This is a genomic window from Actinokineospora sp. UTMC 2448 (assembly GCF_024760565.1).
Classification (GTDB): Bacteria; Actinomycetota; Actinomycetes; order Mycobacteriales; family Pseudonocardiaceae; genus Actinokineospora; species Actinokineospora fastidiosa.
In genome coordinates this window covers 6,028,512-6,054,965 of sequence record NZ_CP031087.1, presented here as the reverse complement: position 1 = coordinate 6,054,965, position 26,454 = coordinate 6,028,512, and the positions used below count along the sequence as shown (strand labels likewise).

The window sequence follows — 26,454 nt, the reverse complement described above, 5'->3', positions numbered from 1 at the left end:
GCTAGCCTCTGCTGCGTGTCGTGGCTGTGCGTTGACGTCGGGTCTACATGGACGAAGGGCGCCTTGGTGTCGTCCGACGGCGTCCTGCTGGGCACGGCGCAGCACCGCACGACCCCGCCGGAGGTGCTCGACGGCATCGGCGCGGTCGCGGCCGCGCTGGGCGACGCCCCGATCCTGGCCTGCTCGTCGGCGGGCGGCGGCCTCCGCCTTGCCGTGGTCGGCCACGAACGGCTGGTGAGCGCGGAGGCGGGCCACCGGGTGGCGCTGTCGGCCGGGGCGAAGGTCGTGCACGTCTCGTCCGGGATGCTCGACGGGTCCGGGGTGCGCGACCTGCGCGCGGCCCGGCCGGATGTCGTGCTGCTGGTCGGCGGCACCGACGGCGGCGACGAGCGCGTGCTGCTGCACAACGCCCGCAGGCTCGGGGCCAACCGCATCCGGGTGCCGATCGTGCTGGCGGGCAACAGCGCTGCCCGTCCGTCCGCGCTGGACCTGCTGGCGGGCCGGGTGGTCGTCCCGACGGCCAACGTCCTGCCCGACGTCGGCGAACTGGCCCCGGCCCCGGCCCGCGCGGCGATCCGGTCGGTGTTCCTCGATCACGTCATCGGCGGCAAGGGCCTCTCCCGGGGTCCGCGCTTCCGCAGGCTGGTCCGCACGGTCACCCCCGACGCGGTCCTGGCCGGGGTGACCCGGCTGGCCGCCGTCCGCGCCTCGGAGGAGGCGGGCGCGGTCGTCGTGGTGGACGTGGGCGGGGCGACAACGGACGTGTACTCGGCGGTGTCCGATGTGGACGGCTCGGGGCGCACGGTGGCCCTGCCGTCCGACCGGCGCACGGTGGAGGGCGACATCGGCATGCGGTGGTCGGCACCCGGCGTGGTCGCCGAGGCGCTGGCGGAGCGGCTTCCCGTCGGCGACCTGGAGGCGTACGCCCGGCGGTGCGCGTCCGATGTGGACTACGTCCCGGACGCGCCAGCCGAGGCCGAGGCCGACCTGCGCCTGGCGTCCCTGGCCGCGATCCTGGCCGTCCGCCGCCATCTGCGCCTGGTCGACAACGACTTCGGTCCCCGAGGCGTCGGCGTCCTGGTCCTCTCCGGCGGCGTCTTCCGGCACGCGCCCGACCTGGCCCCGGTCGAGGCCGCCCTCCGCGACGACCCGGTGGTGCGCCCGGTGCTGCGCAACGCCACGGTGACGGTCGACCGCGACTACGTCCTCGCCCCCGCGGGCCTGCTGGCCGACGCGGGCCACGTCGCCGCGGCGGACGCCCTGGTCGGGCGGGTGGCGGGCTAGACGAGCCTGCGGGTCGGCCAGGGGAGGCCGCCGACGTCGTCCGGGTCGAGGCCAGCGGCCATGGCCACGGCGCGGTCCCATTCCGGGTCGGCGGTGTAGTTCTTGCCCGCCTGCACCCCCGGCGACCAGCGGCGGCCGGGGAAGGGCCCGTGCATCGGGTCGGGGAGCCAGTGGTCGGCGCCGAGGACCAGGGCGTCGGTGGGGGAGCGGACGGCGGCGGGCAGCGGGCCGACGGTGCCGTCCGGGCGCAGGCCGGTGCCCAGCAGTTTGCCGTCAACCGCCTGCCGGTTCCAGGTGAGGACCGCGCCGCCCATCGGGTCCGTGCCCCGGCAGAGCGAGCGCCAGCGGGTGCCGAAGCCCGCCGCCGTCGCGGCCAGGGCCGGGAACGGCACCACCGACGGGAACGCGCGCAGGTACGCCCACTGGACCTGCGAGCCCACGGTCACCAGGCCCAGCCGCAGCCGCTCCGGCTCGTTCACCGAGTCCAGCATCCGCGCCGCGGCCACGACGACCAGCAGGCTGCCCTGGCTGTGCCCGGTCAGCACGACGCGCGTCTGCGGGTCGCGCAGGTGCTCCGCGGCGCGCGTCGCCAGCTCCGGGACGACCTTCAGCGCGTAGCACGGCGGCACCGCCGGATGCGCCTCGCGCGGCCAGAAGCACGCCAGGTCCGCCAGGATCCCCAGCCGCCTGCCTGCCTCCGGTTCGCGCGCGGCGTTCTGCACCGCCCGCAGCAGCGAGCCCGCCAGCAGGCCCAGTGCGAGCACGCCCATGGCGCTGAACGGCGCCAGCCACGGCGCGAACTCCCGGCCGAGCAGGCGCATCGTGACCGCGACCACCGTGCCCGCGGCCAGGAACGCCGCCGAGGCCAGCACGATCCGGTGCAGGTTGCGGCGCTGCCAGTCGGCCAGCCGCCACGCCCGGCGCGCCTCGTCGTCCGCGCCGAGCAGGTCGGCCTCCGCGGTGTGCCCGCCGCGCAGCAGCCGCACGGCGGCGACGGCCAGGCTCGGGATCGCGACGGCGATGGCCAGCACCCCGCCCGCGCCCCACAGCAGGGTCACCGACGTGTACCCCGGCGGCAGGTTCATCGCGTCGAACCCGATCACCGTCCGCAGCGTGATCGCCAGGCCGGCGCCGAAGCCGCCGCCCAGCAGGCCTGCGACCGCGATCACGGGCGCGGCCATCCACCCGCCCGCCCACGGCCGCAGCCCGCGCGGCAGCTCCCGCCAGGTGCGCCGGGCGAACAGCGCCGCGGGCGCCAGCAGCACCCCGAACAGCACGATCACCACGATCAACGCCGCCGCGACCGTGTCCACGGTGATGCCGGTGCCCCTCGGCACGGCGGGCACGGGGTCCACCGCGCCCGCGGCGGCCAGCACCGCGAGCACGCCGAGCACTTCGAGCACGCGCCCGGGCACGTGCCCGAACGCCGCGCGCAGCCACCGCCCGCCGCGGCCGGGCGTCACCCCGCGCGGGTCGTCGAGCAGCAGCGTCCCCGCCACGCACACGCCCAACAGCGCCAACGCGACCACCCACGGCACGAACGCGCGCACCGGGTCCGGGGCGGCGAACGGCCCGCCCAGCGCGAGCGCCACCGCCGCCAGCGCCGCGACCAGGTGCAGCGTGCGCAGCGCCGGGGTGTCCGGGTCGGCGACGAGGTTGCGCCCGGGCAGGTCGACCCGGACGTTCGGCGGCGCCTCCGGCGGGTTCGGCACCGACGGCGTCTCCCACGCCACGCACGACACCCGGTGCAACACCAGGACCAGCAGCAGCACCGGCACCACGGACACCGCCTGCCGGAACGGGTACGCCCGGCGCAGCCAGTCCGGCACCCAGCCGAGGCAGTCCGCCCCGGGCGCGAGGCACTGCACGGCCAGCAGGTCATAGGTTACGACCGTCGCCTGCACCACGAACAACACGGTCAACAGCAGCGCCGCCAGCCGCAGCAGCGCGCGCAGCACGCCGCCGAGCAGCCGCGCGGGCCGGTGCCCCCGGGGGGCCGGCGGCAGCATCCAGTGCGCCATGTTGGCCAGGGCGAACGGGAACAGCAGCGCCCAGGTCGCCTTCGCCCAGCCGCCGGAGGTCATCGCGCCCCACACGTAGCCCTCGACCACGCGCGGCACCGAGCGGCCCTCCGCGCGCAGCACGGGCCCGGGAGCGGGCCGCAGCAGCCGGTCGGCGGGCCGCACCACGCGCCCCAGGCCGTCGCCCGCGACATCCACCGCGGCCACCGCGGAGACCAGCGACTCGGGGGTCGTGCCCATCATCCCGTGCACGCGCAGCTCGACCACGCGCGTGTCCGAACCGGTGGGCAGCACGGCATCTCCGATCGTGTCCCCTCGGCGAATCCGCCCGTTCGGCGAGGTCCGTCGGGCATCCGCGGCGGTACTGTCTCCCAGGGAACCACAGTCTGGAGGAATCACCTGATGACCGCTGAAGACACGCGGGAGCGCTTCAAGCAGACCCGCAATGGCATCGATTTCGCGGTGGCGGACCTGACCCTGGCCGAGTTCGGCCGCAAGGAGATCCGGCTGGCCGAGCACGAGATGCCGGGTCTGATGGCGCTGCGCCGCGAGTACGCCGAGGTCTACCCGCTCAAGGGCGCGCGCATCTCCGGATCGCTGCACATGACCGTGCAGACCGCGGTGCTGATCGAGACCCTGGTCGCGCTCGGCGCCGAGGTGCGCTGGTGTTCCTGCAACATCTTCTCCACCCAGGACCACGCGGCCGCCGCCGTGGTCGTGGGCCCGCACGGCACCGAGGAGGAGCCCAAGGGCGTCCCGGTGTTCGCGTGGAAGGGCGAGACGCTCGAGGAGTACTGGTGGGCCACCGAGCAGATGATGACCTGGCCCGACGGCGCGGGCCCGAACATGATCCTCGACGACGGCGGTGACGCCACGCTGCTGGTCCACAAGGGCGTGCAGTACGAGAAGGCCGGTGTCGTGCCGTCGCCGGAGGACAACGACTCCGAGGAGTGGAAGATCATCCTGGAGACGCTGCGGGCCTCGCTCGCCGCCGATTCGGGCAAGTGGACCAAGGTCGCCGACAACATCCGCGGCGTCACCGAGGAGACCACGACCGGCGTGCTGCGGCTGTACCAGCTCGCCGCCGCAGGCGAGCTGCTGTTCCCGGCGATCAACGTCAACGACTCGGTCACCAAGTCGAAGTTCGACAACCGCTACGGGATCCGGCACTCGCTCATCGACGGCATCAACCGGGGCACCGACGTGCTCATCGCGGGCAAGGTCGCGGTGGTGTGCGGCTACGGCGACGTCGGCAAGGGCTCGGCTGAGTCGCTGCGCGGGCAGGGCGGGCGCGTCGTCGTCACCGAGATCGACCCGATCTGCGCGCTGCAGGCCCAGATGGACGGCTACGAGGTGCGCTCGCTCGACGAGATCATCGAGCAGGCCGACATCGTCATCACCACCACGGGCAACAAGGACGTGGTGACCGCCGACCACATGGCCCGCATGAAGCACCAGGCGATCCTGGGCAACGTCGGCCACTTCGACAACGAGCTGGACATGGCGGGCCTGGCCCGCGTGCCCGGCATCCGGCGGATCAACATCAAGCCGCAGGTCGACGAGTGGGTGTTCCCGGACGGGCACTCGATCATCGTGCTGTCCGAGGGCCGCCTGATGAACCTGGGCAACGCCACCGGCCACCCGTCGTTCGTGATGTCGAACAGCTTCTCCAACCAGGTCATCGCCCAGGTGGAGCTGTTCACCAAGCACGAGGAGTACGACAACGAGGTCTACCGCCTGCCCAAGAAGCTGGACGAGAAGGTCGCCCGCATCCACGTGGAGGCGCTCGGCGGCACGATCACCAAGCTGAGCAAGGACCAGGCGGAGTACATCGGCGTGGACCCGGAGGGTCCGTTCAAGCCGGAGCACTACCGGTACTGACCCGCACGACCCGAGACGGCCCCGCTTCGGCGGGGCCGTTTTGTTTGTGATGTACGTCTCATAGTGGTAACAAGATCGGTCTTATGGACGAACTTGCATAGTTCCGGTGCGCGCAGGGGCGTGCCGGACCGCGGACCGCCCCGGGGGGTGGGCTGCCGCCGCGGGCGACGGTTGGGGGAGCCGCCGCCCGCGGCGGGCTTGCGCATGCCGGGAGATGTGACCGCGGGCACATCGATGTGATGGTTCGGTCCTGTCCCGGCGTGAGTCAGGTGCCCGTCAGCCCGGGGGGACATCATGGCTGGGGTACCGCTCCGTGCGTCCGTCCCAACTGGACGGACGGTGAAGGAGGAGATCGGATGACCCGCACCGCAGCACCCCTGCCGCGCACCCGGTCATGGTCCGCCGTGCAGTGCCGCGCCGACGACCTCGACCGCTTCATCGTCGACCACGCCCGTCCCCTGCTCGACGGCAGGCGCATGGCGGGCCACCTCGCCGACTGGTACTACCAGCGCGCCGACGACGTCCTGGTCGTGGGCCTGCGCGGGGCCGACTGGTGCACCGTCCAGTCGCTGCGCGCCGACCTCGCCCGGGTGGCCGCCGACGTCGCCGAGGCCGAGCACGGCGTCGACCAGGACCGGCTCGGGCCTGCCGCCCCCGCCGAGGACGTGTTCTGCCGTGGCACCGAGCTGGCCGTGACCACCCTGGCCGCAGGCGACGCCAAGCTCACCGCCGCGACCGAGCTGATCATGGCGACCGCGCACGCCCTGCGCATGGACCGCCCGGCCACCGCGGCGTGGCTCGGCGGCGGCCCGCCCGCCGGGGCCGCGCTGGACGTGCGCTGGGACCGCCTGGCCCGCACCCGCGACCACGCCATCGTCCGCTGGACCAACGCGGTGCGCCGCGCCCGGCGCGCGGCCGAGGGGCAGGCCGAGGCCGCGCCCACCGGCGACTGGCTCGGCGTGTGGCGCGAGCAGCTGGCCCGCCTGCTCAACCGACTCGGCCTCACGCCCGCCGAGATCCGCGCCCTGTGCGCCCGCACCGCGGGCGCCCTGGCCGTCCGCGACCCGTTCGCCGCCGACCCGCTGTACCTGGACCTGGCGACGGCGGTCTAGCCGCCGAGGAACACGCCCGTGCCGGGACACTAGGGTTGCGGCGTGGGTCGACTCATCGTGATCGAGGGGCTGGACGGCGCGGGCAAGCGCACGCTGTCGGACAAGCTCGTCGCCGCGTTCGCCGACCACGGCGCGAGCGTCGTGGTGCACGCCTTCCCCCGGTACGGCCGCTCGGTGACCGCCGACCTGGTGCGCGACGGCCTCTACGGCAGGCTCGGCGGCCTCGGCGACGAGGTCTACGGCATGGGCGTGCTCTACGCCCTCGACCGCCTCGGCGCCCGCGACGACCTGCTGGCCGACCTCGGGGCCCACGACGTCGTCCTGCTCGACCGCTACGTCGCCTCCAACGCCGCCTACGGAGCCGCCCGCCTGCACGAGGACGCCCACGGCGCCTTCGTCGAGTGGGTCCGCGCCATCGAGATCGAGCGGTTCGGCCTGCCCGTGCCGACCGCCCAGGTGCTGCTGCGCGTGGCCCCCGAGGTGGCCGCCGAGCGCACCCAGGGCCGGGAGAGCACCGAGGCGCAGACCCGGGACACCTGGGAGGTCGACGGCGGCCTGCAGGCCCGCTGCGCGGCCGTCTACGACCAGCTCGCGGCCGAGCACTGGCTGTCGCCGTGGCACGCGGTGGACGGGGCCGACGCCGTCGCGCTCGCCGCGGCCCTGCTGGGCTGATCCGCACGGGCGGTCGACACGCCCGCGCCCACCAGTGCGAATATGTCTCCATGAAGGCACGTGTGCTGGTTGTGGACGACGACCCCGCCCTGGCCGAGATGCTGACCATCGTGCTGCGCGGCGAAGGCTTCGACACCGCGGTGGTGGGCGACGGCTCCCGGGCGCTGCCCGCGCTGCGCGAGCTGAAACCGGATCTGGTCCTGCTGGACCTGATGCTGCCCGGGATGAACGGCATCGACGTCTGCAAGGCCATCCGGGGCGAGTCCGGCGTGCCGATCGTCATGCTGACGGCCAAGAGCGACACCGTCGACATCGTGCTGGGCCTGGAGTCCGGCGCGGACGACTACGTGGTCAAGCCGTTCAAGCCCAAGGAGCTCGTCGCCCGCGTGCGCGCCCGGCTGCGCCGCACCGAGTCCGAGCCCGCCGAGGTGCTGGCCATCGGCGACCTCACCATCGACGTGCCCGGGCACGAGGTCACCCGCGACGGCAAGGCCATCCAGCTCACCCCGCTGGAGTTCGACCTGCTGGTCGCGCTGGCCCGCAAGCCGCGCCAGGTGTTCACCCGCGAGGTGCTGCTGGAGCAGGTCTGGGGCTACCGCCACGCGGCCGACACCCGGCTGGTCAACGTGCACGTGCAGCGGCTGCGGTCCAAGGTCGAGCGCGACCCCGAGCACCCCGAGGTGGTGCTGACGGTCCGCGGGGTCGGGTACAAGGCGGGCCCGCCGTGATGGGGCGGTGACCGCTTTCCTGGAGCGGCGGGCGCGGGCCTCGGTCGCGGCTGTGGCCCGGCTCGTCGCCGCTGCCAGGCGGCGTTCGGTCACCTTCGGCCTGCTCTGGCGCCGGTCGCTGCAACTGCGGGTGGTGGTCAGCACGCTCGCGCTGGGCTCGGCGGTGATCTTCGTGCTCGGCATGGTCCTGCAGAGCCAGATCACCCTGCAGCTCGTCGCGGTCAAGGAGAGCGCGGCCTCGCAGCAGACCCGCAACCTGGCCCAGACCGCGGAGCGCGAGCTGGCCGGGCTCACCCCCACCACCTCGGACCTGGGCAGCAAGCTGCAGAGCGCGCTGAACAAGCTCACCAGCTCCGCGCCGGACGAGTCCGGCGGCAGCACGGGCTCCGCGGGCGCGTTCGAGCCGGTCCTGGCCAGCCACGCCGCCGACGGGACGGTCGCGAAGGCGGGCACCTACGAGGACGTGCCCGAGGAGATGCGCCGGTTCGTGCGCAACGCGCAGGGCCAGATCATCGGGCAGAACCACACCGTCATGCGCGACGGCGCCCCGGTCACCTACCTGATCATGGGCACGACCGTCACGTCGTCGCCGCCGTCCGTGCAGCTCTACATGCTCTACCCGCTCGACAGCGAGCAGAGCACGGTCAACGTCGTGCAGAACACGCTGATCGTCGGCGGGCTCGTGCTGCTGGCGCTGCTGGCGGGCATCACCAACCTGGTCACCCGCCAGGTCGTCATGCCGGTGCGGCGCGCGGCCAGGGCCGCCGAGCGCTTCGCCGACGGCGAGCTGGACGAGCGCATGGTCGTCGTCGGCGAGGACGACGTGGCCCGGCTGGCGCAGTCCTACAACGAGATGGCCGAGAGCATCGAGCGCCAGATCCGCCAGCTGGAGGAGTTCGGCCAGCTGCAGCGCCGGTTCACCTCCGACGTCTCCCACGAGCTGCGCACCCCGCTGACCACCGTGCGGATGGCCGCCGACGTGCTCCACGCCTCGCGCAAGCAGTTCCCCGCGGGCCTGGCCCGCTCCACCGAGCTGCTGGTCGACGAGCTGGACCGGTTCGAGACGCTGCTGGCCGACCTGCTGGAGATCTCCCGGCTCGACGCGGGCGTCGAGGAACTCGTCGCCGACGAGACCGACCTGCGCGACATCGTCCGCCGGGCGGTCGACTCCGTCCGCGTCATCGCCCGCAACACCGGCACCGAGCTGGTCCTCGACCTGCCCGACGAGCGCGTCGTCGCCGAGGTCGAGCCGCGGCGCATCGAGCGCATCCTGCGCAACCTGCTCGGCAACGCCGTCGACCACGCCGACGGCAAGCCCGTCGAGCTGCGCATGGCCGCCGACGACGACGCGGTGGCCGTGACCGTGCGCGACCACGGCGTCGGCCTGCGGCCGGGCGAGGCCGAGCTGGTGTTCAACCGGTTCTGGCGCGCCGACGCCTCGCGCAACCGGCAGACCGGCGGCACCGGGCTGGGCCTGGCCATCAGCCTGGAGGACGCCCGGCTGCACGGCGGCGGGCTGGACGCGTGGGGCGAGCCGGGCGAGGGCGCCTGCTTCCGCCTCACCGTCCCCCGACGCCAGGGCGGGGAGTATGCGCGGAGCCCGCTGCCGCTGCCGCCCGCCGAGGCCCCCGTCGTTGAGGAGGCGCTGCCGTGACCCGCGCCGTGCTGGCCCTGCTCGTCCTCGCGTCGCTCGCGAGCTGCGCGACCATCCCCGCCGACACCCCGCCGAGGGTGATGCTGGAGAACCCGGGCGAGGCGCCCGACCGCATCAGCGGCCCGCGCGCGGGCGTGGACCCGTTCACCCTGGTGCAGGACTTCCTGGACGCGGCCGACAACATCGCCGCGGCCAAGACCTACCTCACCGAGGAGGCCGCGGCCACCTGGCCGAGCCACGACCAGCCCATCATCGTCCAGAACAACCCCACCTACCGCCCGGAGATCGACCGGGGGCCCTCCCCGGACGGCCCCAACCCCGACGTCCTGCACCTGACCCTGGGCACCACTCAGATCGGCGAGCTGAAGCCCGACGGCAGCTTCTACCCGCAGGTGCAGCCGCGCGAGGACAAGCTGGTCGTGCGGCGCCAGGCCGACCAGCAGTGGCGCATCGCCCAGCCGCCGCCGTACCAGCTGCTCACCAAGATCCGGTTCGAGGCCGCGTACCGGCGGGTCAACCTGCAGTTCTTCGACCCGGCGCGGCGGGTGCTCGTGCCGGACCCGAGGTGGGTGGCCAACGAGCCGAGCGAGAGCATGGAGGCCCGGGTCGTCGAGCTGCTGCTCGCGGGCCCGTCGGACGGCCTGAAGGACGCGGTGGTGTCCACGCTGGAGGGCGTGCAGCTGCACACCAACGTCGTGCAGGACAGCGACGGCGCGATCCGGATCAACCTGACCAATGTGGAGGAGAGATCGCCGGAGGAGCACAAGCAGATGGTCGCCCAGATCGTCAACTCGCTCAGCGGCGTCACCCTCAACAAGCTGCGGATCCTCGACACCGGCAGCGCGCTCATCCCGGACCGGCAGGACTGGCAGGCCGCGGACGTGCCCACCTATGACGGGCTCGCCAGCCCCAAGCCCGAGCTGACCGGCCTGGCCGTGGACAACCGCAGGGTGATCACCCTGGCCGACGGGCGGCCCATCGAGGGCCCGGCGGGGGCGGGCGCCTACAACCTGGTCAGCGGCGCGCAGTCGCTCGACGGCAGCCACCTCGCGGTGGTGGAGCACGTGCCCGGCGGGGCGCGGCTGCGGATCGGGCCGATCAACCGGGAGCTGCAGGAGATCCCGCTGGACGACGCCACCTCGCTCACCCGTCCGACCTGGATGCCCGGCAACTCGCGCGACGAGAGCGGCAACGAGGTGTGGACGGTGGTGAACGAGACCCTGGTGGTCCGCGCCGTCCGCGCGGCCGACAACCGCTGGACCGTGTTCGCCGTCGACGCCTCCGACCTGACCAGGGACCGCGGCCGCATCACCGAGCTGCGGCTGTCCCGCGACGGCGTCCGGCTGGCCGCGGTCGTCAACGGCGAGGTCAAGGTGGCGTCCATCGTCCGCTCGGAGGAGTCGGTGACGATCCGCGCGCCCCGCACCCTGCAGCTCGGCACCGTCCGCAGCGTCGTCGGGCTGGACTGGAGCGAGCGCACCGTCCTGGTCGCGGTCACCCACCTGCCGTCGCTGCCGGTGGTGTCGATGCCGCTGGACGGCTTCGACTACACGCCGTACATGAGCTCGACGCTGTCGCCGCCGGTCACCTCGATCACCGCCGCGCCGAGCCGCCCGGTCATCGTCACCGACAAGGCGGGCATCTGGTCGACGGCCGACCCGGGCAAGGTCTGGCTCAGCGATCGGGCGGGCGGGCCGGACTCGCGGCCGTTCTATCCCGGGTAGCGCGGATCCCGGGGTCGGGCGCCGACCCCGGGACCCGCGCTCGCGGAGGTCAGACCAGCTTGATGACGCCGTAGTCGAAGCCCTTGCGGCGGTACACGACGCAGGGCTGGCCGGAGTCGGCGTCGGCGAAGAGGTAGAAGTCGTGGCCCACGAGTTCCATCTCGTAGAGGGCCTGGTCAACGGTCATGGGCTTGGCGGGGTGCTCCTTCTCCCGCACCACCCGCCCGGGGAGGTTCTCATTCGCCTCGTCGAAGCGCTGCTCGGGCACGTCGGCGGCGCTCTCGTAGGTCGGCGCGTCGAGCACGGCGACGCGCTTGCCGTTGATCTCGGACGTCGCCTCGGCCACCGAGGCCGGGCTGCGGCGCCCGTAGTGCACGCGCCTGCGGTCGTGCAGGCGTCGCATCCGGTTCTCCAGCTTGGTGACGGCCATGTCCAGCGCGGCGTAGAAATCGCCCGCGCAGGCCTCGGCCCGGACGGCAGGGCCCCTGCCCTTGCCGGTGATCTCGACGCGCTGGCAGTTCTTGTGCTGCCTGCGGTTGGGCTCGTGGTACAGCTCGACATCGAAGCGGATGACCTTGCGGTCATACCGTTCCATCCGGCTGAGCTTGTCCTCGACGTGCACCCGGTAGTGATCGGGCACCTCGACGTTACGACCTTTAACCACGATGTCCATACACGACCTCCCTCGCTGGGATTGATCAGAGCCGATTGTCGTGAAGCGGCGCCGGACATGTTCTGGATCGGACTCCAGACGGGCGGTCACACCACCTCCGGCGCCAGGGTCATGGGCTCCTCGCCTCCTCCCCGCCAACCGGGAACGCTGATAGCGCACGACGGTAGCCCGGGTTTCGGTTCAGCAACAGCCCCCTCGGCGGGGGACATCCCCGGAAACCGAAAAGTCACGCGCCGCAACAACCCCGCAGCTCCCCAAGGCCCTCCCGCCAGCGACGACGCCGGACGGGTGTATCCCCGTTCACCACGATGGCCCCTGGCACAGCGCGCCCCGATGTAGTACCACCCACCCCCGAACGATCCGCGCGGCCCATCCACCGGCCCCACGCCCAAACCCATTCGGCGGCTCATAACCGGCCAACGGACGGCACGCCCGGAAGGTTCCCGCCCTGGGTTCACTCTTGTGGGTGCATGGCCGATTCCCGGCATGTGGGAGCAGCCTCCCGCATTGCAGATACGGACGGACCGAAGTGGAGTGGGCGAATCCGCCCGCCTTTCCCCTTTTCGCACCGGTTTCACACCACAACCCGCCCCACGCCTACCTCAGACCGCCCGCCCGGCACCGTGCGGAAGGAGCCCCGCCCTCGCCTCCACCCAGCACCACCCACGACTGTCCAGCCGAGCCAGACGAGGCCACACCAGCCCGCAGCTCATGTCCGCGCCCAGCCCTGCAGCACGCAGCCCACGCCCCCGCTGGCAGCCCGCTCACGTGGCAGCCCAGCCAGCCGCATGGCAGACCCGCTCACGTGGCAGCCCGGCCCGCAGCCGCCCTCCAGGCAGCCCGGGGGCACCAGGCAGCCCGAGGGCACCAAGCAGCCCGAGGGCACCAGGCAGCCCGAGGCACCAGGCAGCCCGACGACACCGCGCAGCTCGAGGTCGCCACGCAGCTCGAGGTCGCCACGCAACTTGGCGTCGCGAGGTCGGCTGGCGTCGCCAGCAAACCCGAGGTGGGGAGGTCGCTCGGGGTCGCAAGGTCGTGGACCTTTGGCCGCCCGGGCACCGCCTGGGCCGTTCGGGAACCCAGCCAGTCGGACCTCCCGGGTCGCCAGCAACTCGGGCGGCGGCCAGGCTGGCCCTGGCCCTGGCCCTGGCCCTGGCCCTGGCCCGGCGGGCGCCGGGCCATCCGGGCCGCTCAGGTCGGCCAGTCAACCGCGCTGGCCCTGCTGGCCGCGCTGGCCGCCTGCGCTGGTCCGCTGGCCGCGCTGGCCCCGCTGGCCGCCCGCGCCGGTCCGCCGGCCCGCTGGCCGCGGTGACCGCTGGCCGACCGGCTGCCGTGACCCAATGGCTCGCTGGCCGTGCCGTTTGGGCCCTGGGCCGCTCCGGGTGGCGTCGCATGCGCCTGTTTTCTGTTGTGCCCGCTTTCGCTGGGCGGTGGGTTCGTCGAGGGTGCCTCCTTTCGTGTGGAGATTGGGGCTAGGGGTTGGTGGGCGGGTGGGGCTAGCGGGGTGGGCTCACGGGCGTGGTTAGACGGTGGCGGTGAGGGCGAGGGTGGCGGCTACCTGGGCTCCTGCGGCGCGTAGGGCGGAGACGCAGGTGGCGGCGGTTGCGCCGGTGGTGATGACGTCGTCGATGAACAGGACGGGGGTGTCCGGGGGTGGGAGGGGGCCGCGGACCCGGACGCGGTGGCGGAGGTTGGACAGGCGGGCCTCCGGGGTCAGGCCCACCGAGTCGCGGGTGCCTCGGCGGAGGTGGAGGACCGGGGCCACCTCGACGGACAGGCCGCGGGTGCGGAGGACGCGCGCCGTATGGGCCGCCGCCAGGGTGACGTGGTTGCCGCCGCGTTTGCGCAGGGCGGCCGGGCGGGAGGGGGCCGGGACCAGCCAGCAGCGGGCGCCCAGGCCCTCGCGGGCCAGGACGCGGGGGACGGCGTCGGCCAGGATCAGGCCGATGGGTCTGGCCAGCTCGCGGCGGCGGCGCTCCTTGTACGCCACCACCAGCCTGCGGGCCGGGCCCGTGTACGCCGTCGCCGCGTAGGCGCGGGTGCCCGCCAGGAGCGTCCGGTGGACAGCCACCAGCCCGGCCGTCCCGGCATGGCAGGTCGGGCACCACGCCGTCCCGCGGCGGGAGCAGCCCGCGCAGCGGCGGGGAAACAGCAGGTCAAGCACCAGGAGCACGATGTTCATGGCTCCAGATTGCCCCCGCCCGCGACCCGCCCGAGCAAGTTATCCACAGGTCAGGCCCTTATCCACAGTGTTGGAACCCGAGTGGTAAACGGACCGCGGAACCATGTGCGTGCTCGGACCGTTGGTCCCAGGAGAGCGGCCTGCGCGTCGAGCTGCGGGTTGCCTACGATGGCGGACAGGAGCGCTCCGTGTGAGCGGGCGCACGAAACGAACTACGAGCGAGGTCGACCGGATGGTGCTGTCCCGAATCCTGCGCGCTGGCGAGGGCAAGATGCTCAAGCGGCTGCGCACCATCGCAGCGCACATCAACTCGCTGGAGGACGACTTCGTCGGCCTGACCGACGAGGAGCTGGCCGCCAAGACCGAGGAGTTCCGCCAGCGCCACGAGGCGGGCGAGGACCTCGACGACCTGCTGCCCGAGGCGTTCGCCACGGCGCGCGAGGCGGCCAGGCGCGTGCTCAACCAGCGCCCGTTCGAGGTCCAGCTCATGGGCGGGGCCGCGCTCCACCTCGGCCAGGTCGCCGAGATGAAGACCGGTGAGGGCAAGACCCTGACCTGTGTCCTGCCCGCCTACCTCAACGCCATCTCCGGCAAGGGCGTGCACGTCGTCACGACCAACGACTACCTCGCCCGCCGTGACGCCGAGTGGATGGGCCGCGTGCACCGGTTCCTCGGCCTCAAGGTCGGCGTCATCCTCAACGACATGACGCCCGACCAGCGCCGGGCCGCGTACAACTGCGACGTCACCTACGGCACCAACAACGAGTTCGGCTTCGACTACCTGCGCGACAACATGGCGCACAACCTGGACGACATGGTCCAGCGCGAGCACAACTTCGCCATCGTCGACGAGGTCGACTCCATCCTCATCGACGAGGCCCGCACGCCGCTGATCATCTCCGGCCCGGCCGACCAGTCCAGCCGCTGGTACCAGGAGTTCGCCCGGCTGATCCCGATGATGAAGCGCGACGTCCACTACGAGGTCGACGAGCGCAAGCGCACGGTCGGCGTCAGCGAGAAGGGCGTCGCCTTCATCGAGGACCAGCTCGGCATCGAGAACCTCTACGACGCCTCCAACACCCCGCTGGTCGGCTACCTGAACAACGCCCTCAAGGCCAAAGAGCTCTACAAGCGCGACAAGGACTACGTCGTCCGCGACGGCGAGGTCCTCATCGTCGACGAGTTCACCGGCCGCATCCTCGCGGGCCGCCGCTACAACGAGGGCATGCACCAGGCTATCGAGGCCAAGGAGAAGGTGGAGATCAAGGCCGAGAACCAGACGCTGGCCACGATCACCCTGCAGAACTACTTCCGCCTCTACAACAAGCTCGCGGGCATGACCGGCACCGCCGAGACCGAGGCCGCGGAGTTCCACAACACCTACAAGCTCGGCGTGGTGCCCATCCCCACCAACAAGCCGATGATCCGCGTCGACCAGGCCGACCTGATCTACAAGACCGAGGAGGCCAAGTTCCTCGCGGTCGCCGAGGACATCGCCGAGCGGCACGAGAAGGGCCAGCCGGTCCTGGTCGGCACCACCAGCGTCGAGCGCTCGGAGTACCTGTCCAAGCTGCTGACGAAGATGTCCATCCCGCACAACGTCCTCAACGCCAAGCACCACGCGCGGGAGTCGTCGATCGTCGCGCTGGCAGGCCACAAGGGCGCGGTCACCGTCGCCACCAACATGGCCGGTCGAGGCACCGACATCATGCTCGGCGGCAACCCGCAGCACCTGGCCGAGGAGGAGCTGCGCAACCGCGGCCTCGAGCCGGACTCCGAGGAGTGGCGCGCCGCGCTGCCCGCCGCGCTGGAGAAGGCGGAGAAGGAGGTCGAGGCCGAGCGCGAGGCGGTCCGCGAGGCGGGCGGGCTCTACGTGCTGGGCACCGAGCGCCACGAGTCGCGCCGCATCGACAACCAGCTGCGCGGCCGCTCCGGCCGCCAGGGCGACCCGGGCGAGTCCCGGTTCTACCTGTCCCTGGGCGACGAGCTCATGCGCCGGTTCAACGCCGCCATGGTCGAGCGGGTCATGACCATGCTCAACGTGCCCGACGACCAGCCCATCGAGGCCAAGATGGTCACCCGCGCGATCAAGAGCGCGCAGACCCAGGTCGAGCAGCAGAACTACGAGATCCGCAAGAACGTCCTCAAGTACGACGAGGTCATGAACAAGCAGCGCAAGGTGATCTACGCCGAGCGCCTGCGGATCCTCAAGGGCGAGGACATGCACGACCAGGTCGAGCACATGATCACCGACGTGGTCGGCGCGTACGTCACGGGCGCGACCGCGGAGGGCTACGCCGAGGACTGGGACCACGGCAAGCTGTGGACCGCGCTCAAGGCCCTCTACCCGATCACCCTCACCTGGGAGGGCCTGGTCGACCAGGCCGAGAGCGACGGCCGCGACCTCGACCACGAGTACCTGCACGAGGTCCTCACCAAGGACGCGCTGGAGGCCTACCGGGCCCGCGAGGCCGACATCGACGGCCGCGTCGGCCCCGGCGCCATGCGCGAGCTGGAGCGCCGGGTCATGCTCTCGGTGCTGGACCGCAAGTGGCGCGAGCACCTCTACGAGATGGACTACCTCAAGGAGGGCATCGGCCTGCGCGCGATGGCCCAGCGCGACCCGCTCATCGAGTACCAGCGCGAGGGCTACGAGATGTTCGGGACGATGCTGGAGGCCCTCAAGGAGGAGACGGTCACCTTCCTGTTCAACGTGAAGGTGGAGGCCCAGGAGCCAGCGCCGCCGCCGAACGTGCAGCTCACGACCGCCCCGAGCGCCCTGCCGCAGGTCCGCCAGGACCCGGCTGCCGCGGCAAGGCAGGCCGAGCTGGCCGCCCGCCAGGCCCGCGCCCAGGCCGCCGCCGAGGCCGCTGCCGCCCAGCGCGCCGCGGCGTCGACCAACACCGACCAGGTGCCCGCGGCCCTGCGCAACCTCGGCGGCGCCCCGCAGGCCCCCCAGCGGCTGAGCTACTCCGGCCCGGCCGAGGGCGGCGGCGTGGTCTCCCACAGCGAGGGCAACGGCGCGGCAGCGGCCTCGGCGGCGGGCACCCGCCGCGAGCGCCGTCAGGCCGCCCGCGAGCAGGCCAAGAAGGGCGGCAAGAAGCGCCGCTGACCGACGTCGGCGGACCGGGTGGACGGCGGGACACGCCGTCCACCCGGTCTCGGTTCACGCCCCGGAAGGTCAGCTGATGTACGAGGCGTTGGTGGTCGACTACGCGGGCACGTACACCGATCCCGGGGTCGCCGCAGTCGTGGATGTGGTGCGCGCCAATGGCCTGCGTGTGGCGTTGCTGTCCAATGCGGACTATGTTCCCCGGGGGCTTCCGGCGGTGTTCGACGCCGTGGTCGTGTCCGGCGAGGTCGGGTTCGGCAAGCCCGACCCGCGCATCTACGAGCTTGCCGCTAACCGGATTCGAGTAGCCCCCAGCAGATGCGTGTACGTCGATGACGTGGCCGCGTACGTGCGCGGAGCCGTCGCCGTGGGCATGACGGGCGTGCACCACACCGCGGTCGAGTCCACTGTGGAGGAGCTAGCGGTCCTGCTCGACCTGTGACCGCCGCACCAGCTCGAAGCACAGGACCGCCGCGGCGCTGGCCACGTTCAGCGACTCCACCCCGCCCGCCATGGGGATCGACACCCAGTCGGTCACCAGGTCGCGGACCTCGGGGGACACGCCGTGGGTCTCCCCGCCCAGCACGTACGCGCACCGGGACGGCAGGTCCGCGGCGAACACCGTCCTGCGCGCGTCGGCGGCCAGGCCCACCAGCGGATAGCCCGCCGAGCGCAACGACGTCGCCGCCTCGACGGCCGTGTAGCAGCGCAGCACCGGCGCGGTGAACGCCACGCCCGCCGACGCCTTCACCACCAGCGGGTCCAGGCCCGCCACCCCGCGCCGGGGCACGACGATGCCGCCCACGCCCGCCGCCGTGGCCGTGCGCAGGATCATGCCGACGTTGGCGGGCGTGGTGATGCCGTCCAGCAGCAGCACGGTGCGCGGCAGCGAGCCCAGCGCCGAGGACAGCGACCGCATCCTCGGGGCCACGACGTCGGCCAGCACGCCCTGGTCCTGCTTGCCGTTGCCCGCCAGCACCTTCACCCGCTGCGCCGTCGCCCGGTGCACAGCCACCCCGCGGTCGCGGGCGGCGCGCAGGATCTCGGGAGCGCGGGCGTTGTCGGCGAGCAGCACCTTGTCGATCGTCAGCGACGGGTCGGCGAGCGCTTCCAGCACGGGCTTGCGCCCGTACACGGTCAGGAAACGATCTTTCGGCGATGCGGTGTCGGAGGCCACAGCCGACAAGGATCGCATGTGCCAGGATCGGCGCATGCCCGACCGCCTGTCCGCAGCCGACGCCGCGCTCCTCGCGCTGGAGGACCCGGCGACGCCGCGGCACGTCGGGTCGGTCGCGGTGTTCCGGCGGCCCAGGTCCGGGTTCGACTACCCGGGGCTCGTCGCGCTCGTCGAGCGCCGCCTGCCGCTGGCGCCGCACTACCGGCAGCGCGTCGCCGCGGTCCCGGGGCGGCTGGCCAGGCCGGTCTGGGTGGACGACCCCGACTTCGACGTCACCCACCACGTGCGCCGCTCCGCGCTGCCCCGCCCGGGCGGCGACGAGCAGCTGTTCGACCTCGTCGCCCGGCTCATGGCCCGCCCGCTGGACCGCTCCCGGCCGCTGTGGGAGGCCTACCTGGTCGAGGGCCTGGCCGGCGGGCGCGTCGCGCTGGTCACCAAGTCCCACCAGGCCCTGGTCGACGGCGTGCGCACCGTCGACTTCGCCACCGTCCTGCTCGACGGCACGCCCGGCGCGGTCGAGGAGCCCGACGAGCCGTGGACCCCGCGCACGCCCCCCGGCGCCGTGCGGCTGCTGACCGACGCCGTCACCGACACCCTGCGCAGCCCCGCCGAGCTGGTGGAGAACGCCCGCGCGACCGTCACCGACGTGGTCGCCGCGGGCGCCCGGGTGGCCGACGCGCTGGGCCTGCGCCCGAGCGGCCCGCTGCGGGCGAGCGGCGGCCGGGCGCGCCGCTTCGCCGTCGCGCGGGCTCGGCTGGGCGACTTGCGCGACATCCGCGCCGCCCACGGCGGTACCGTCAACGACGTGGTGCTCGCGGTGGTCGCCGGGGCGCTGCGGGGCTGGTTGCGGACCCGCGGCGAGCCGCTGACCGCCGTGCGCGCCCTGGTGCCGGTCGCGGTCAGCGACACCCCGAGCGCTGACGCGCGCCTGGTCGACCTGCCGGTGGCCGAGCCCGACCCGCTCGCCCGGCTCCGACGGGTCAGCGCGGCCATGCGCGGCCGCGGCGGCGTGCCCGCCGCGGTGCTGCGCGGCATGGGCGGGCTGCACTCGCTGGGCGCGAGGACGGCGGCGTGGGGACGCGGCGCTGGCCTCGTGGTGACCAACGTGCCCGGTCCGCAGGCCCCGCTGTACGCGGGACGGGCGCGTATGACCGAGGTGTTCCCGGTCATGCCCCTGACCAGGGGGCACGCCCTTGCCGTCGGGGTCACCTCCTACGACGGCGGGGTCTACTTCGGCCTCACCGCCGACCGGGCCTCGGTGTCCGATGTGGACGTGCTGGCCGGGGAACTGGGGGAATCCGTGGCGGAACTAGTGAAAGCGTGATCAGGTGAGGGTCTACATCCCGGCGACGGTGGCCATGCTCAAGGCGCTCAACGCCGACGGCGAGCTGACCGCGGTCGGCAACACCGCGTTCGCGCTGACCCCGGCGCTGCGCGAGTCGTACGCCAGCGGCGGCGACGAGGAGCTGGAGTACGCGGCGATGCTCGACGCCGCCCGCGCGTCACTGCGCCTGCTCAACGCCGAGCTGGAGGCCGACCCGGAGACCGCGGTCCGGCGGGCCGTCGTCTCCGCCGACGTCGACGGCGCCGAGCTGCGCCCCGACCTGGACCACGCCGTGGTCAAGCTGGCCGGGCCGGTGCCGCTCAAGGTCGTGGCCGCCGTCCACCTGGACACCCCGGACGCCGAGGACGCCGTGCGGGCCGCCGCGGCCGTCGTCGACGCCGCCGACCTCGGCGATCCCGACGCCGAGTTCACCCTGGGCGATGCCGAGGACCACGAACTGGCCTGGTACGCCCCGCAGGAGCTGCCGTTCCTGCTGGAACTGATGTAGACATCCCATGACAGGATGTAGCTGCCGCACACCCGCGATAAGGAGGCGACCCACACATGGACGCCGTTTCGTCCGTTCCCGCCCCGGCCAACGAGCCGGTCGACCCCTACCTCCCCGGCAGCGCCCGCCGCGAGTCGCTGAGCAGGCGCGTCGCCGAGCTGGCAGGCGAGCGGGCCGAGTTGACCATGACCATCGGCGGCGAGCAGCGGATGGCGGGCGGTGACCGCGTCGACGTCGTGCAGCCGCACAACCACGCGCACGTCCTGGGCGTCACCGCGCAGTCCACCCACGCCGACGTGGCCGACGCGGTCGCCGCGGCCAAGAAGGCCGCCCCCGCCTGGCGCGCCCTGCCCTTCGACGAGCGCGCCGCCATCCTGCTGCGCGCCGCCGACCTGCTCGCGGGCCCCTGGCGCGACACCCTCAACGCCGCGACGATGCTCGGCCAGTCCAAGACCGTGCAGCAGGCCGAGATCGACAGCGCCTGCGAGCTGATCGACTTCTGGCGGTTCAACGTCGCCTTCGCCCGCCGGATCCTGGAGGAGCAGCCGCAGTCCTCCCCGGGCTTCTGGAACCGGTTCGACCACCGCCCGCTCGACGGGTTCGTCACCGCGATCACGCCGTTCAACTTCACCGCCATCGCGGGCAACCTCCCGACCGCGCCCGCGCTGATGGGCAACACCGTCGTGTGGAAGCCGTCGCCCACGCAGGGCCTGGCCGCGCACTACACGATGCGCCTGCTGGAGGCCGCGGGCCTGCCCCCCGGCGTGGTCAACCTGGTCACCGGCGACGGCAAGGCCGTCAGCGAGGTCGCCATGACCGACCCCGAGTTCGCCGGCCTGCACTTCACGGGCTCGACGGCGACGTTCAAGCACCTGTGGCGGATGATCGCCGAGAACCTCGACACCTACCGCTCCTACCCGAGGATCGTCGGGGAGACCGGCGGCAAGGACTTCGTCGTCGCCCACCCGTCGGCGGACCCGGCCGCGGTCGTCACCGGGCTCGTGCGCGGCGCGTTCGAGTACCAGGGCCAGAAGTGCTCCGCGGCCTCGCGCGCCTACATCGCCCGCTCGCTGTGGGACGGCGGCCTGCGCGAGCAGCTGGTCGACACGGTCAAGACCCTGTCCTACGGCGACGTCACCGACTTCTCGCACTTCGGCGGCGCGGTCATCGACGCGCGCGCGTTCGCCAAGCACAAGAAGGCCCTGGACGCCGCCGCGGCGAACAGCTCCATCGAGGTGCTGGCGGGCGGCGCCGCGGACGACTCGGTCGGCTACTTCGTGCAGCCCACGGTCCTGCTGGGCAGCGACCCGCTGCAGGAGCCGTTCACCACCGAGTACTTCGGCCCCATCCTCGCCGTGCACGTCTACGACGACGCCGAGTACGCCAAGGTGCTGGAGCTGGTCGACACGTCCAGCCCGTACGCGCTCACCGGCGCGGTGTTCGCCACCGACCGCGCGGCCGTCGAGCAGGCCCACCAGGCGCTGCGGTTCAGCGCGGGCAACTTCTACGTCAACGACAAGCCGACCGGCGCCGTCGTCGGCCAGCAGCCCTTCGGCGGCTCCCGCGCGTCGGGCACCAACGACAAGGCGGGCTCCATCTACAACCTGCAGCGCTGGGTGAGCCCGCGCTCGGTCAAGGAGACGTTCGTCCCGCCGACGGACCACCGCTACCCGCACATGGGCTGAGCAGTGAAAACGCCCCGCACTCGAACCGAGTGCGGGGCGTTTCGCCGTTCAGCGGGGTGTCAGTTGCCCGGGAACTCGCCGATCTCGCTGGCGGCGGGGGCCTCGACGTCGACCGGGACGCCCCAGTCGCTGTAGTCGACCTGGACCTTGACGTCCTGGTTCTGCACGGTCATCTCGGAGACGATGCGGACCGGCAGGTTGTCGTCGTTGACCCACACGTCGTAGACGATGGTCTTCATCCCGGCCTTCTCCAGCTCGGCCGCGGTCGCCTTGTCGATGCCGAGGTTGTTGTCCTCGGCGAGCTTGGCCAGCTCGAGCTCGATGGTGTACTTCTGGGTGTCCTGGCCGTCGATCGTGTCGGACTTGACGTCCTTGATCTCGCCGACCTTGGCGAACTCCTCCAGCATGTTGCGCGGGTCGGCCTTCTCGGCCGTGTCCAGCAGGCTGCCCATCTGCGCGGCCATCGGGTTGCTGGAGTCGCTCGGGTCGATCTTCAGCCACGGCTTGGTCGAGTCCGGCGCGGAACCGGCGGGCATCTTGATGTACATGATGCCCTCGACCAGGCGCATCTCCATCTCGCCGAAGCCGGGGACCTCCATGGTCATGTTCATGACGGTGTCGGCGCCCGCGAACCGGAACTCGCCCTCGGCGTTGATGTTCTGGCCCGCCGCGGACGTCTTCATCGTCATCTTCGCGCTCTGCGCGTCGGAGCTCTTCGCGGTGACCGCGTCGCTGAGCGCCTTGATGCTGTCGAACGCGCCCGTCCCCGCGTCACCCGCCGCGGTGGTGGTCGCGTTGCCCGGGTTGGGCGTGCCCGCAACGCCCGGCGTCTCCCCGCCGCCACAGCCCGCCAGTGTCAGACCTGCCAGCGCCAGTCCGGCGACGAGCAGCTTCGTCTTGCCCATGGGATCCCCTCGGTTCATTTCGGTGTATCGAAACCAGGACGCCGTCCGGGGCGTGCCGGTTCCACTGACGGGGACTTTACGTAACCCCATTCGGCCGAATGCCCGCAGCCCTCGCCGCTCGTTGGTCCTGGGGAAGGGCGGTGCCGATGACACCTGCTGGCGATGCCCGGGGATTGCCCGTCGACTCCCTGGGTGACCTGCGAAGACGGGTCGTCGCGTCGGTGGAGTCCGGCCTGGCCCAGGTCGAGGCGGCCCGCCGCTTCGGCGTGTCCCGCCAGACCGTCGGCGTGTGGGTGCGCGACTACCGCAACCGCGGCGAGGGCGCGTTCCGCCCGAACCGCCGCGGCCGCAAGCCGGGGGAGCGCCTGGCGCTGACCGACGCCCAGCAGCTGGACATCGCCCGCGCCGTCCAATCCGGCCCCCCGGAAGCGACCGGTCTGGACAGTCTCGTGTGGAACCGCCAGGCGGTGACCGACCTGGTCCACACCCGCTTCGCCATGCCGCTGGGCATGACCACCGTGGGCAACTACCTGGTGCGGTGGGGCTTCCCCCTGCCCCAGGACCTCCTGCGCGCCCTCCGCGCCGCCGCGTGCGGCCCGATGGAGTCGCCGTGGCTGCCGGGCGCGGAGGTGGTGTGGGTCGGCCACGGCGTCCCCACCTGGTGCCCGGACGCGCCGCGCACCCCCGTCCTGCAGGCGGTGTCCAACCGAGGGGCCCTGTCGTTCCTGGCAGGCGACCCCCGCTCGGCCGAGGCGGTCGCGGACTTCGTCGCCCGCCTGGTCCGCCAGTCCCGACGCCGACTCAACCTCGTCGTCACCTGGCCCCCCACCACCCCCGACCGCATCCCCCGCCTCCTGACCTTCGACGACTGCGCCGCCGCCATCACCGTCCCCCGCAGCTGACGCGACCACTCAGATGACGCGACCATCCAGATGATCTCAACATCCAGATGATGCGATCATCCGAATGTTGTCATCATGCGAACCGGGCGAGCAGCCGGATGTTGTCACCATCTGGATGATGCGATCATCTGCGCGCGACGGTCATCCAGATGATCTGATCATTTGAATGAAAGGGGCCGCCGCTTCGGATGGTCAGATCATCTGGGAGCGTGCCCGACTTCCGGCAGCCGCTGCCGCGCGGCAGAGGTCGGCGGAGGGCGGCAGGGAGTGGCGGGGGCGGCGGGGAGTGGCGAAGGGGGGCGGGGAGCGGCGGGGACGGCCGGGAGCAGTGGAGGGTGGCAGGGAGCGGCAGGGCGGCAGGGAGTGGCGGAGGGTGGCAGCGAGCGGCGGAGGGCGGCGGGAGATGGCGAGATCATCTGGGCCCGGGAGGCATTCGGATGGTGGACGCATCTGGGAGATGGTCAGCTGGATGGCCTCATTATCCAAATGATGCCGTCATATGATGTGAACATCTGGATGTTCTGATCATATGGTCTGATCATCTGAGTTGCGGTCGGGGGCGTCGTCGGCGCCTGCGCGGGAGGCGAGGAGGCGGCGTAGGGAGGCGAGGCGGCCGGGGCGGGCGTCGCCGGACTCCACGACCGTGTCGAGGTAGCAGTCGGGGTCATCGGGGGCACCGCGGTGGCCGCAGCCGGGTGGGCACTCCTCGGCGGCGGCGACGAACTCGCCGAAGGCCGCCACGATGTCGTCCGGCTCGATGTGGGCAAGGCCGAACGAGCGGATGCCCGGGGTGTCCACCACCCAGCCGCCGTCGGGCAGCGGCAGGGCCACGGCCGTCACCGACGTGTGCTTGCCCTTCCCGACCGCGCTCACCTCGCCCGTGCGGCGGAACGCGTCCGGCACGAGGCGGTTGACCAGGGTCGATTTGCCCACGCCCGAGTGGCCCACCAGCGCCGACACGCGGTCGGTCAGCCGCTCCCGCAGCTCGGCCGGGTCGGCGTCGTGCCGGGTGACCACCACCGGCAGGTCCAGGTCGGCGTACCCCGCCAGCAGCGGGGCCGGGTGGGCCAGGTCGGCCTTCGTCAGGCACAGCACCGGCTCCAGCCCGCCCGCGTACGCCGCCACCAGGCACCGGTCGATGAACCCCGACCGAGGCGGCGGGTCGGCCAGCGCGCACACGATAAGCAGCTGCGCGGCGTTGGCCACGACGACCCGCTCGAACGGGTCGGTGTCGTCGGCCGTGCGCCGCAGCACGCTCGTGCGGTCGGCGACGCGCACGATCCTGGCGAGGGTGTCCACCGCGCCCGTGGTGTCGCCGACCAGGTCGACGGTGTCCCCGACCACCACGGGGGTGCGGCCCAGTTCGCGGGCGCGCATCGCCACCACGATCCGGTCGGGGTCGGCCTCCACCGCGCACGTCCACCGGCCGCGGTCCTTGCCGACGACCATCGCGGTGACCGCGTCGGAGTGCGCGGGCCTGCGCTTGGACCGAGGGCGGGTGCCCTTGCCGGGACGTACCCGCACGTCGCTCTCGTCGAGCTTGCGCCAGTCGCGGGCCACGGTTACGCGCCCAGCATCCGGGCCCACATCTCCGGGAAGTCGGGCAGGGTCTTCGCCGTGGTGCCGATGTCGTCCACCGTCACCCCTTCCACGCGCAGGCCGACGATCGCGCCCGCGGTCGCCATCCGGTGGTCGGCGTAGGCGCGCCACTGGCCGCCGCGCAGCGGGACCGGCCGGATGACCAGGCCGTCGTCGGTCTCGGCAGCGTCGCCGCCCAGGCCGTTGATCTCGGCGGCCAGCGCGGCCAGCCGGTCGGTCTCGTGGCCGCGCAGGTGCGCGATGCCGCGCAGCCGCGACGGCCCCTCCGCCAGCGCGGCCAGCGCGGCCACGGTCGGGGTCAGCTCGCCCTCGTCGCGCAGGTCGATGTCGATCCCGGCGAGCGCGGCGGGCCCGCGCACGGTCAGCGCGTCTCCCTCCAGTGTCACCTCCGCGCCCATGTCGGTCAGGATGCGGCGGATCGCGTCGCCGGGTTGCGTGGTCGTGGCGGGCCAGCCCGTCACGGTGACGGACCCGCCGGTCACCGCGGCGGCGGCGAGGAACGGCGTCGCGTTGGACAGGTCCGGCTCCACGGCCCAGTCGCGCACCGCGATCGGGCCGGGCTCCACGCGCCAGGTGTTCGGCTCGCTGTCGTCCACGGCGACCCCGGCCTCGCGCAGCATGGCCACGGTCATGTCGATGTGCGGCATCGAGGGCACCGGCTCGCCGTCGTGGTGGACCGTCAGGCCCTTGTCATAGCGGGCGCCGGAGAGCAGCAGGCCGCTGACGAACTGCGACGACGCCGACGCGTCGATGGTCACCGTGCCGCCGGGCAGCGCGCCCGTGCCTGCCAGGGTGAACGGCAGGGAGTCGCCGTCGACGGTCGCGCCGAGCGCGCGCAGCGCGTCCAGGATCGTGCCCATCGGCCGCTCCCTGGCCCGCGGGTCGCCGTCGAAGCGCACCTCGCCGTCGGCCAGCGCCGCCGCGGGCGGGACGAACCGCATCACCGTGCCCGCCAGGCCGCAGTCGACCACGGCCGGGCCGCGCAGCCCCTCGTGCGCGCCCAGCACGACCGTGTCGCCGTCGACCTCCACCGGGACGCCCAGCGCGCGCAGCGCGCCGGTCATCAGGTCGGCGTCGCGCCCGCGCAGGGCGTTGGTGACGCGCGACGGGCCGCCGCTGAGCGCGGCCAGGACCAGGGCGCGGTTGGTGATCGACTTGGAGCCGGGAATCGCTACCGTGGCGTGGACGGGCGTCGCGGCGAGCGGTGCTGACCAGGGCTGCGGCATGGGTCCATCCTCGCGTATCCGGCGCCCGACGAGGTCATCGGCTCGCCACTGTCGGCGGGCCGTGTCACGATGCGGGCTGGCGAGG

Annotated in this window: 19 protein-coding genes and 1 pseudogene; 13 read left to right on the top strand and 7 right to left on the bottom strand. The window is 72.8% G+C overall.

Annotation, left to right across the window (positions count from 1 at the left end):
• Positions 1-66: 66 nt before the first annotated feature.
• Positions 67-1,284 carry a glutamate mutase L gene (locus Actkin_RS27605; RefSeq protein ID WP_396122896.1) on the top strand — a complete coding sequence of 406 codons (1,218 nt, stop codon included), beginning with the start codon at positions 67-69 and terminating at the stop codon, positions 1,282-1,284.
• On the opposite strand, the gene Actkin_RS27600 is transcribed toward Actkin_RS27605, so the two are convergent.
• Positions 1,281-3,599 (bottom strand): hypothetical protein, encoded by a 2,319-nt coding sequence (locus Actkin_RS27600; RefSeq protein ID WP_258904801.1) that lies wholly within the window; start codon positions 3,597-3,599, stop codon positions 1,281-1,283. The genes Actkin_RS27605 and Actkin_RS27600 overlap by 4 nt on opposite strands.
• A 108-nt stretch (positions 3,600-3,707) precedes the next feature.
• Here Actkin_RS27600 and ahcY point away from each other — a divergent pair, with 108 nt between their 5' ends.
• The 6 genes from ahcY to Actkin_RS27570 all read left to right on the top strand — a co-directional run bounded on the left by ahcY (position 3,708) and on the right by Actkin_RS27570 (position 11,076).
• Positions 3,708-5,186 carry an adenosylhomocysteinase gene (gene ahcY, locus Actkin_RS27595; protein ID WP_258904800.1) on the top strand — a complete coding sequence of 493 codons (1,479 nt, stop codon included), beginning with the start codon at positions 3,708-3,710 and terminating at the stop codon, positions 5,184-5,186.
• A 356-nt stretch (positions 5,187-5,542) separates the two neighbouring features.
• Positions 5,543-6,298 carry a lantibiotic dehydratase C-terminal domain-containing protein gene (locus Actkin_RS27590; protein ID WP_258904799.1) on the top strand — a complete coding sequence of 252 codons (756 nt, stop codon included), beginning with the start codon at positions 5,543-5,545 and terminating at the stop codon, positions 6,296-6,298.
• A gap of 42 nt (positions 6,299-6,340) precedes the next feature.
• Positions 6,341-6,970, top strand: coding sequence for a dTMP kinase (locus tag Actkin_RS27585; protein WP_189209809.1), 630 nt, complete (start codon positions 6,341-6,343; stop codon positions 6,968-6,970).
• Positions 6,971-7,020: 50 nt separating this feature from the next.
• On the top strand, positions 7,021-7,698 hold the full coding sequence (mtrA, locus tag Actkin_RS27580) for an MtrAB system response regulator MtrA (RefSeq protein WP_189209810.1): 678 nt from the start codon (positions 7,021-7,023) through the stop codon (positions 7,696-7,698).
• A gap of 7 nt (positions 7,699-7,705) precedes the next feature.
• Positions 7,706-9,352, top strand: coding sequence for an MtrAB system histidine kinase MtrB (gene mtrB / locus Actkin_RS27575; RefSeq protein WP_189209811.1), 1,647 nt, complete (start codon positions 7,706-7,708; stop codon positions 9,350-9,352).
• Complete coding sequence (locus Actkin_RS27570; RefSeq protein ID WP_258904797.1) at positions 9,349-11,076, top strand: LpqB family beta-propeller domain-containing protein; 1,728 nt, start codon at positions 9,349-9,351, stop codon at positions 11,074-11,076. The genes mtrB and Actkin_RS27570 overlap by 4 nt, the downstream gene beginning before the upstream one ends.
• Before the next feature lie 49 nt (positions 11,077-11,125).
• Here the strand turns inward: Actkin_RS27570 and hpf are convergent, their stop codons facing one another.
• Both hpf and Actkin_RS27560 read right to left on the bottom strand, forming a co-directional pair.
• Positions 11,126-11,749 (bottom strand): ribosome hibernation-promoting factor, HPF/YfiA family, encoded by a 624-nt coding sequence (gene hpf / locus Actkin_RS27565; protein ID WP_189209813.1) that lies wholly within the window; start codon positions 11,747-11,749, stop codon positions 11,126-11,128.
• A 1,522-nt stretch (positions 11,750-13,271) separates the two neighbouring features.
• Complete coding sequence (locus Actkin_RS27560; RefSeq protein ID WP_258904796.1) at positions 13,272-13,931, bottom strand: ComF family protein; 660 nt, start codon at positions 13,929-13,931, stop codon at positions 13,272-13,274.
• Positions 13,932-14,163: 232 nt separating this feature from the next.
• On the opposite strand from Actkin_RS27560, the gene secA reads away from it, so the two are divergent.
• The gene (gene secA, locus Actkin_RS27555; RefSeq protein WP_258904795.1) at positions 14,164-17,043 is read left to right on the top strand and encodes a preprotein translocase subunit SecA; all 2,880 of its coding nucleotides are present in this window, start codon (positions 14,164-14,166) and stop codon (positions 17,041-17,043) included.
• 70 nt (positions 17,044-17,113) lie between these two features.
• Positions 17,114-17,485, top strand: a pseudogene (locus Actkin_RS27550) (HAD-IA family hydrolase); the annotation flags it as partial.
• Here Actkin_RS27550 and Actkin_RS27545 read toward each other — a convergent pair.
• Complete coding sequence (locus Actkin_RS27545; protein WP_229786701.1) at positions 17,462-18,220, bottom strand: TrmH family RNA methyltransferase; 759 nt, start codon at positions 18,218-18,220, stop codon at positions 17,462-17,464. The pseudogene Actkin_RS27550 and the gene Actkin_RS27545 sit on opposite strands and share 24 nt — an antisense overlap.
• Before the next feature lie 34 nt (positions 18,221-18,254).
• On the opposite strand from Actkin_RS27545, the gene Actkin_RS27540 reads away from it, so the two are divergent.
• Genes Actkin_RS27540 through pruA form a run of 3 tightly spaced genes read left to right on the top strand, consistent with a single transcriptional unit; the run spans position 18,255 to position 21,737 of the window.
• Positions 18,255-19,544 carry a wax ester/triacylglycerol synthase family O-acyltransferase gene (locus Actkin_RS27540; RefSeq protein ID WP_258904794.1) on the top strand — a complete coding sequence of 430 codons (1,290 nt, stop codon included), beginning with the start codon at positions 18,255-18,257 and terminating at the stop codon, positions 19,542-19,544.
• A gap of 4 nt (positions 19,545-19,548) precedes the next feature.
• Positions 19,549-20,052: a DUF6912 family protein gene (locus Actkin_RS27535; RefSeq protein WP_189209819.1), complete on the top strand. Its 504-nt coding sequence runs from the start codon at positions 19,549-19,551 to the stop codon at positions 20,050-20,052.
• A 56-nt stretch (positions 20,053-20,108) separates the two neighbouring features.
• The gene (gene pruA / locus Actkin_RS27530; protein WP_258904793.1) at positions 20,109-21,737 is read left to right on the top strand and encodes an L-glutamate gamma-semialdehyde dehydrogenase; all 1,629 of its coding nucleotides are present in this window, start codon (positions 20,109-20,111) and stop codon (positions 21,735-21,737) included.
• Between the two features lie 59 nt (positions 21,738-21,796).
• Here pruA and Actkin_RS27525 read toward each other — a convergent pair whose 3' ends face one another.
• Positions 21,797-22,642 (bottom strand): SCO4651 family lipoprotein, encoded by an 846-nt coding sequence (locus tag Actkin_RS27525; RefSeq protein WP_258904792.1) that lies wholly within the window; start codon positions 22,640-22,642, stop codon positions 21,797-21,799.
• Positions 22,643-22,788: 146 nt separating this feature from the next.
• On the opposite strand from Actkin_RS27525, the gene Actkin_RS27520 reads away from it, so the two are divergent.
• Positions 22,789-23,544: a helix-turn-helix domain-containing protein gene (locus Actkin_RS27520; protein ID WP_258904791.1), complete on the top strand. Its 756-nt coding sequence runs from the start codon at positions 22,789-22,791 to the stop codon at positions 23,542-23,544.
• Positions 23,545-24,069: 525 nt separating this feature from the next.
• Here the strand turns inward: Actkin_RS27520 and rsgA are convergent.
• Positions 24,070-25,104 (bottom strand): ribosome small subunit-dependent GTPase A, encoded by a 1,035-nt coding sequence (rsgA, locus tag Actkin_RS27515; RefSeq protein WP_258904790.1) that lies wholly within the window; start codon positions 25,102-25,104, stop codon positions 24,070-24,072.
• 2 nt (positions 25,105-25,106) lie between these two features.
• Positions 25,107-26,369, bottom strand: coding sequence for a 3-phosphoshikimate 1-carboxyvinyltransferase (aroA, locus tag Actkin_RS27510; RefSeq protein ID WP_258904789.1), 1,263 nt, complete (start codon positions 26,367-26,369; stop codon positions 25,107-25,109).
• Positions 26,370-26,454 lie beyond the last annotated feature (85 nt).

What these genes read in the sequence shown, in the direction of transcription:
- hpf (WP_189209813.1), bottom strand. Translation starts at nt 11,749, where the DNA reads ATGGACATCGTGGTTAAAGGTCGTAACGTCGAGGTGCCCGATCACTAC.
- aroA (WP_258904789.1), bottom strand. Translation starts at nt 26,369, where the DNA reads ATGCCGCAGCCCTGGTCAGCACCGCTCGCCGCGACGCCCGTCCACGCC.
- Actkin_RS27590 (WP_258904799.1), top strand. Translation starts at nt 5,543, where the DNA reads ATGACCCGCACCGCAGCACCCCTGCCGCGCACCCGGTCATGGTCCGCC.
- mtrA (WP_189209810.1), top strand. Translation starts at nt 7,021, where the DNA reads ATGAAGGCACGTGTGCTGGTTGTGGACGACGACCCCGCCCTGGCCGAG.
- Actkin_RS27540 (WP_258904794.1), top strand. Translation starts at nt 18,255, where the DNA reads ATGCCCGACCGCCTGTCCGCAGCCGACGCCGCGCTCCTCGCGCTGGAG.
- Actkin_RS27560 (WP_258904796.1), bottom strand. Translation starts at nt 13,931, where the DNA reads ATGAACATCGTGCTCCTGGTGCTTGACCTGCTGTTTCCCCGCCGCTGC.
- Actkin_RS27520 (WP_258904791.1), top strand. Translation starts at nt 22,789, where the DNA reads ATGACACCTGCTGGCGATGCCCGGGGATTGCCCGTCGACTCCCTGGGT.
- Actkin_RS27525 (WP_258904792.1), bottom strand. Translation starts at nt 22,642, where the DNA reads ATGGGCAAGACGAAGCTGCTCGTCGCCGGACTGGCGCTGGCAGGTCTG.
- ahcY (WP_258904800.1), top strand. Translation starts at nt 3,708, where the DNA reads ATGACCGCTGAAGACACGCGGGAGCGCTTCAAGCAGACCCGCAATGGC.
- pruA (WP_258904793.1), top strand. Translation starts at nt 20,109, where the DNA reads ATGGACGCCGTTTCGTCCGTTCCCGCCCCGGCCAACGAGCCGGTCGAC.
- secA (WP_258904795.1), top strand. Translation starts at nt 14,164, where the DNA reads ATGGTGCTGTCCCGAATCCTGCGCGCTGGCGAGGGCAAGATGCTCAAG.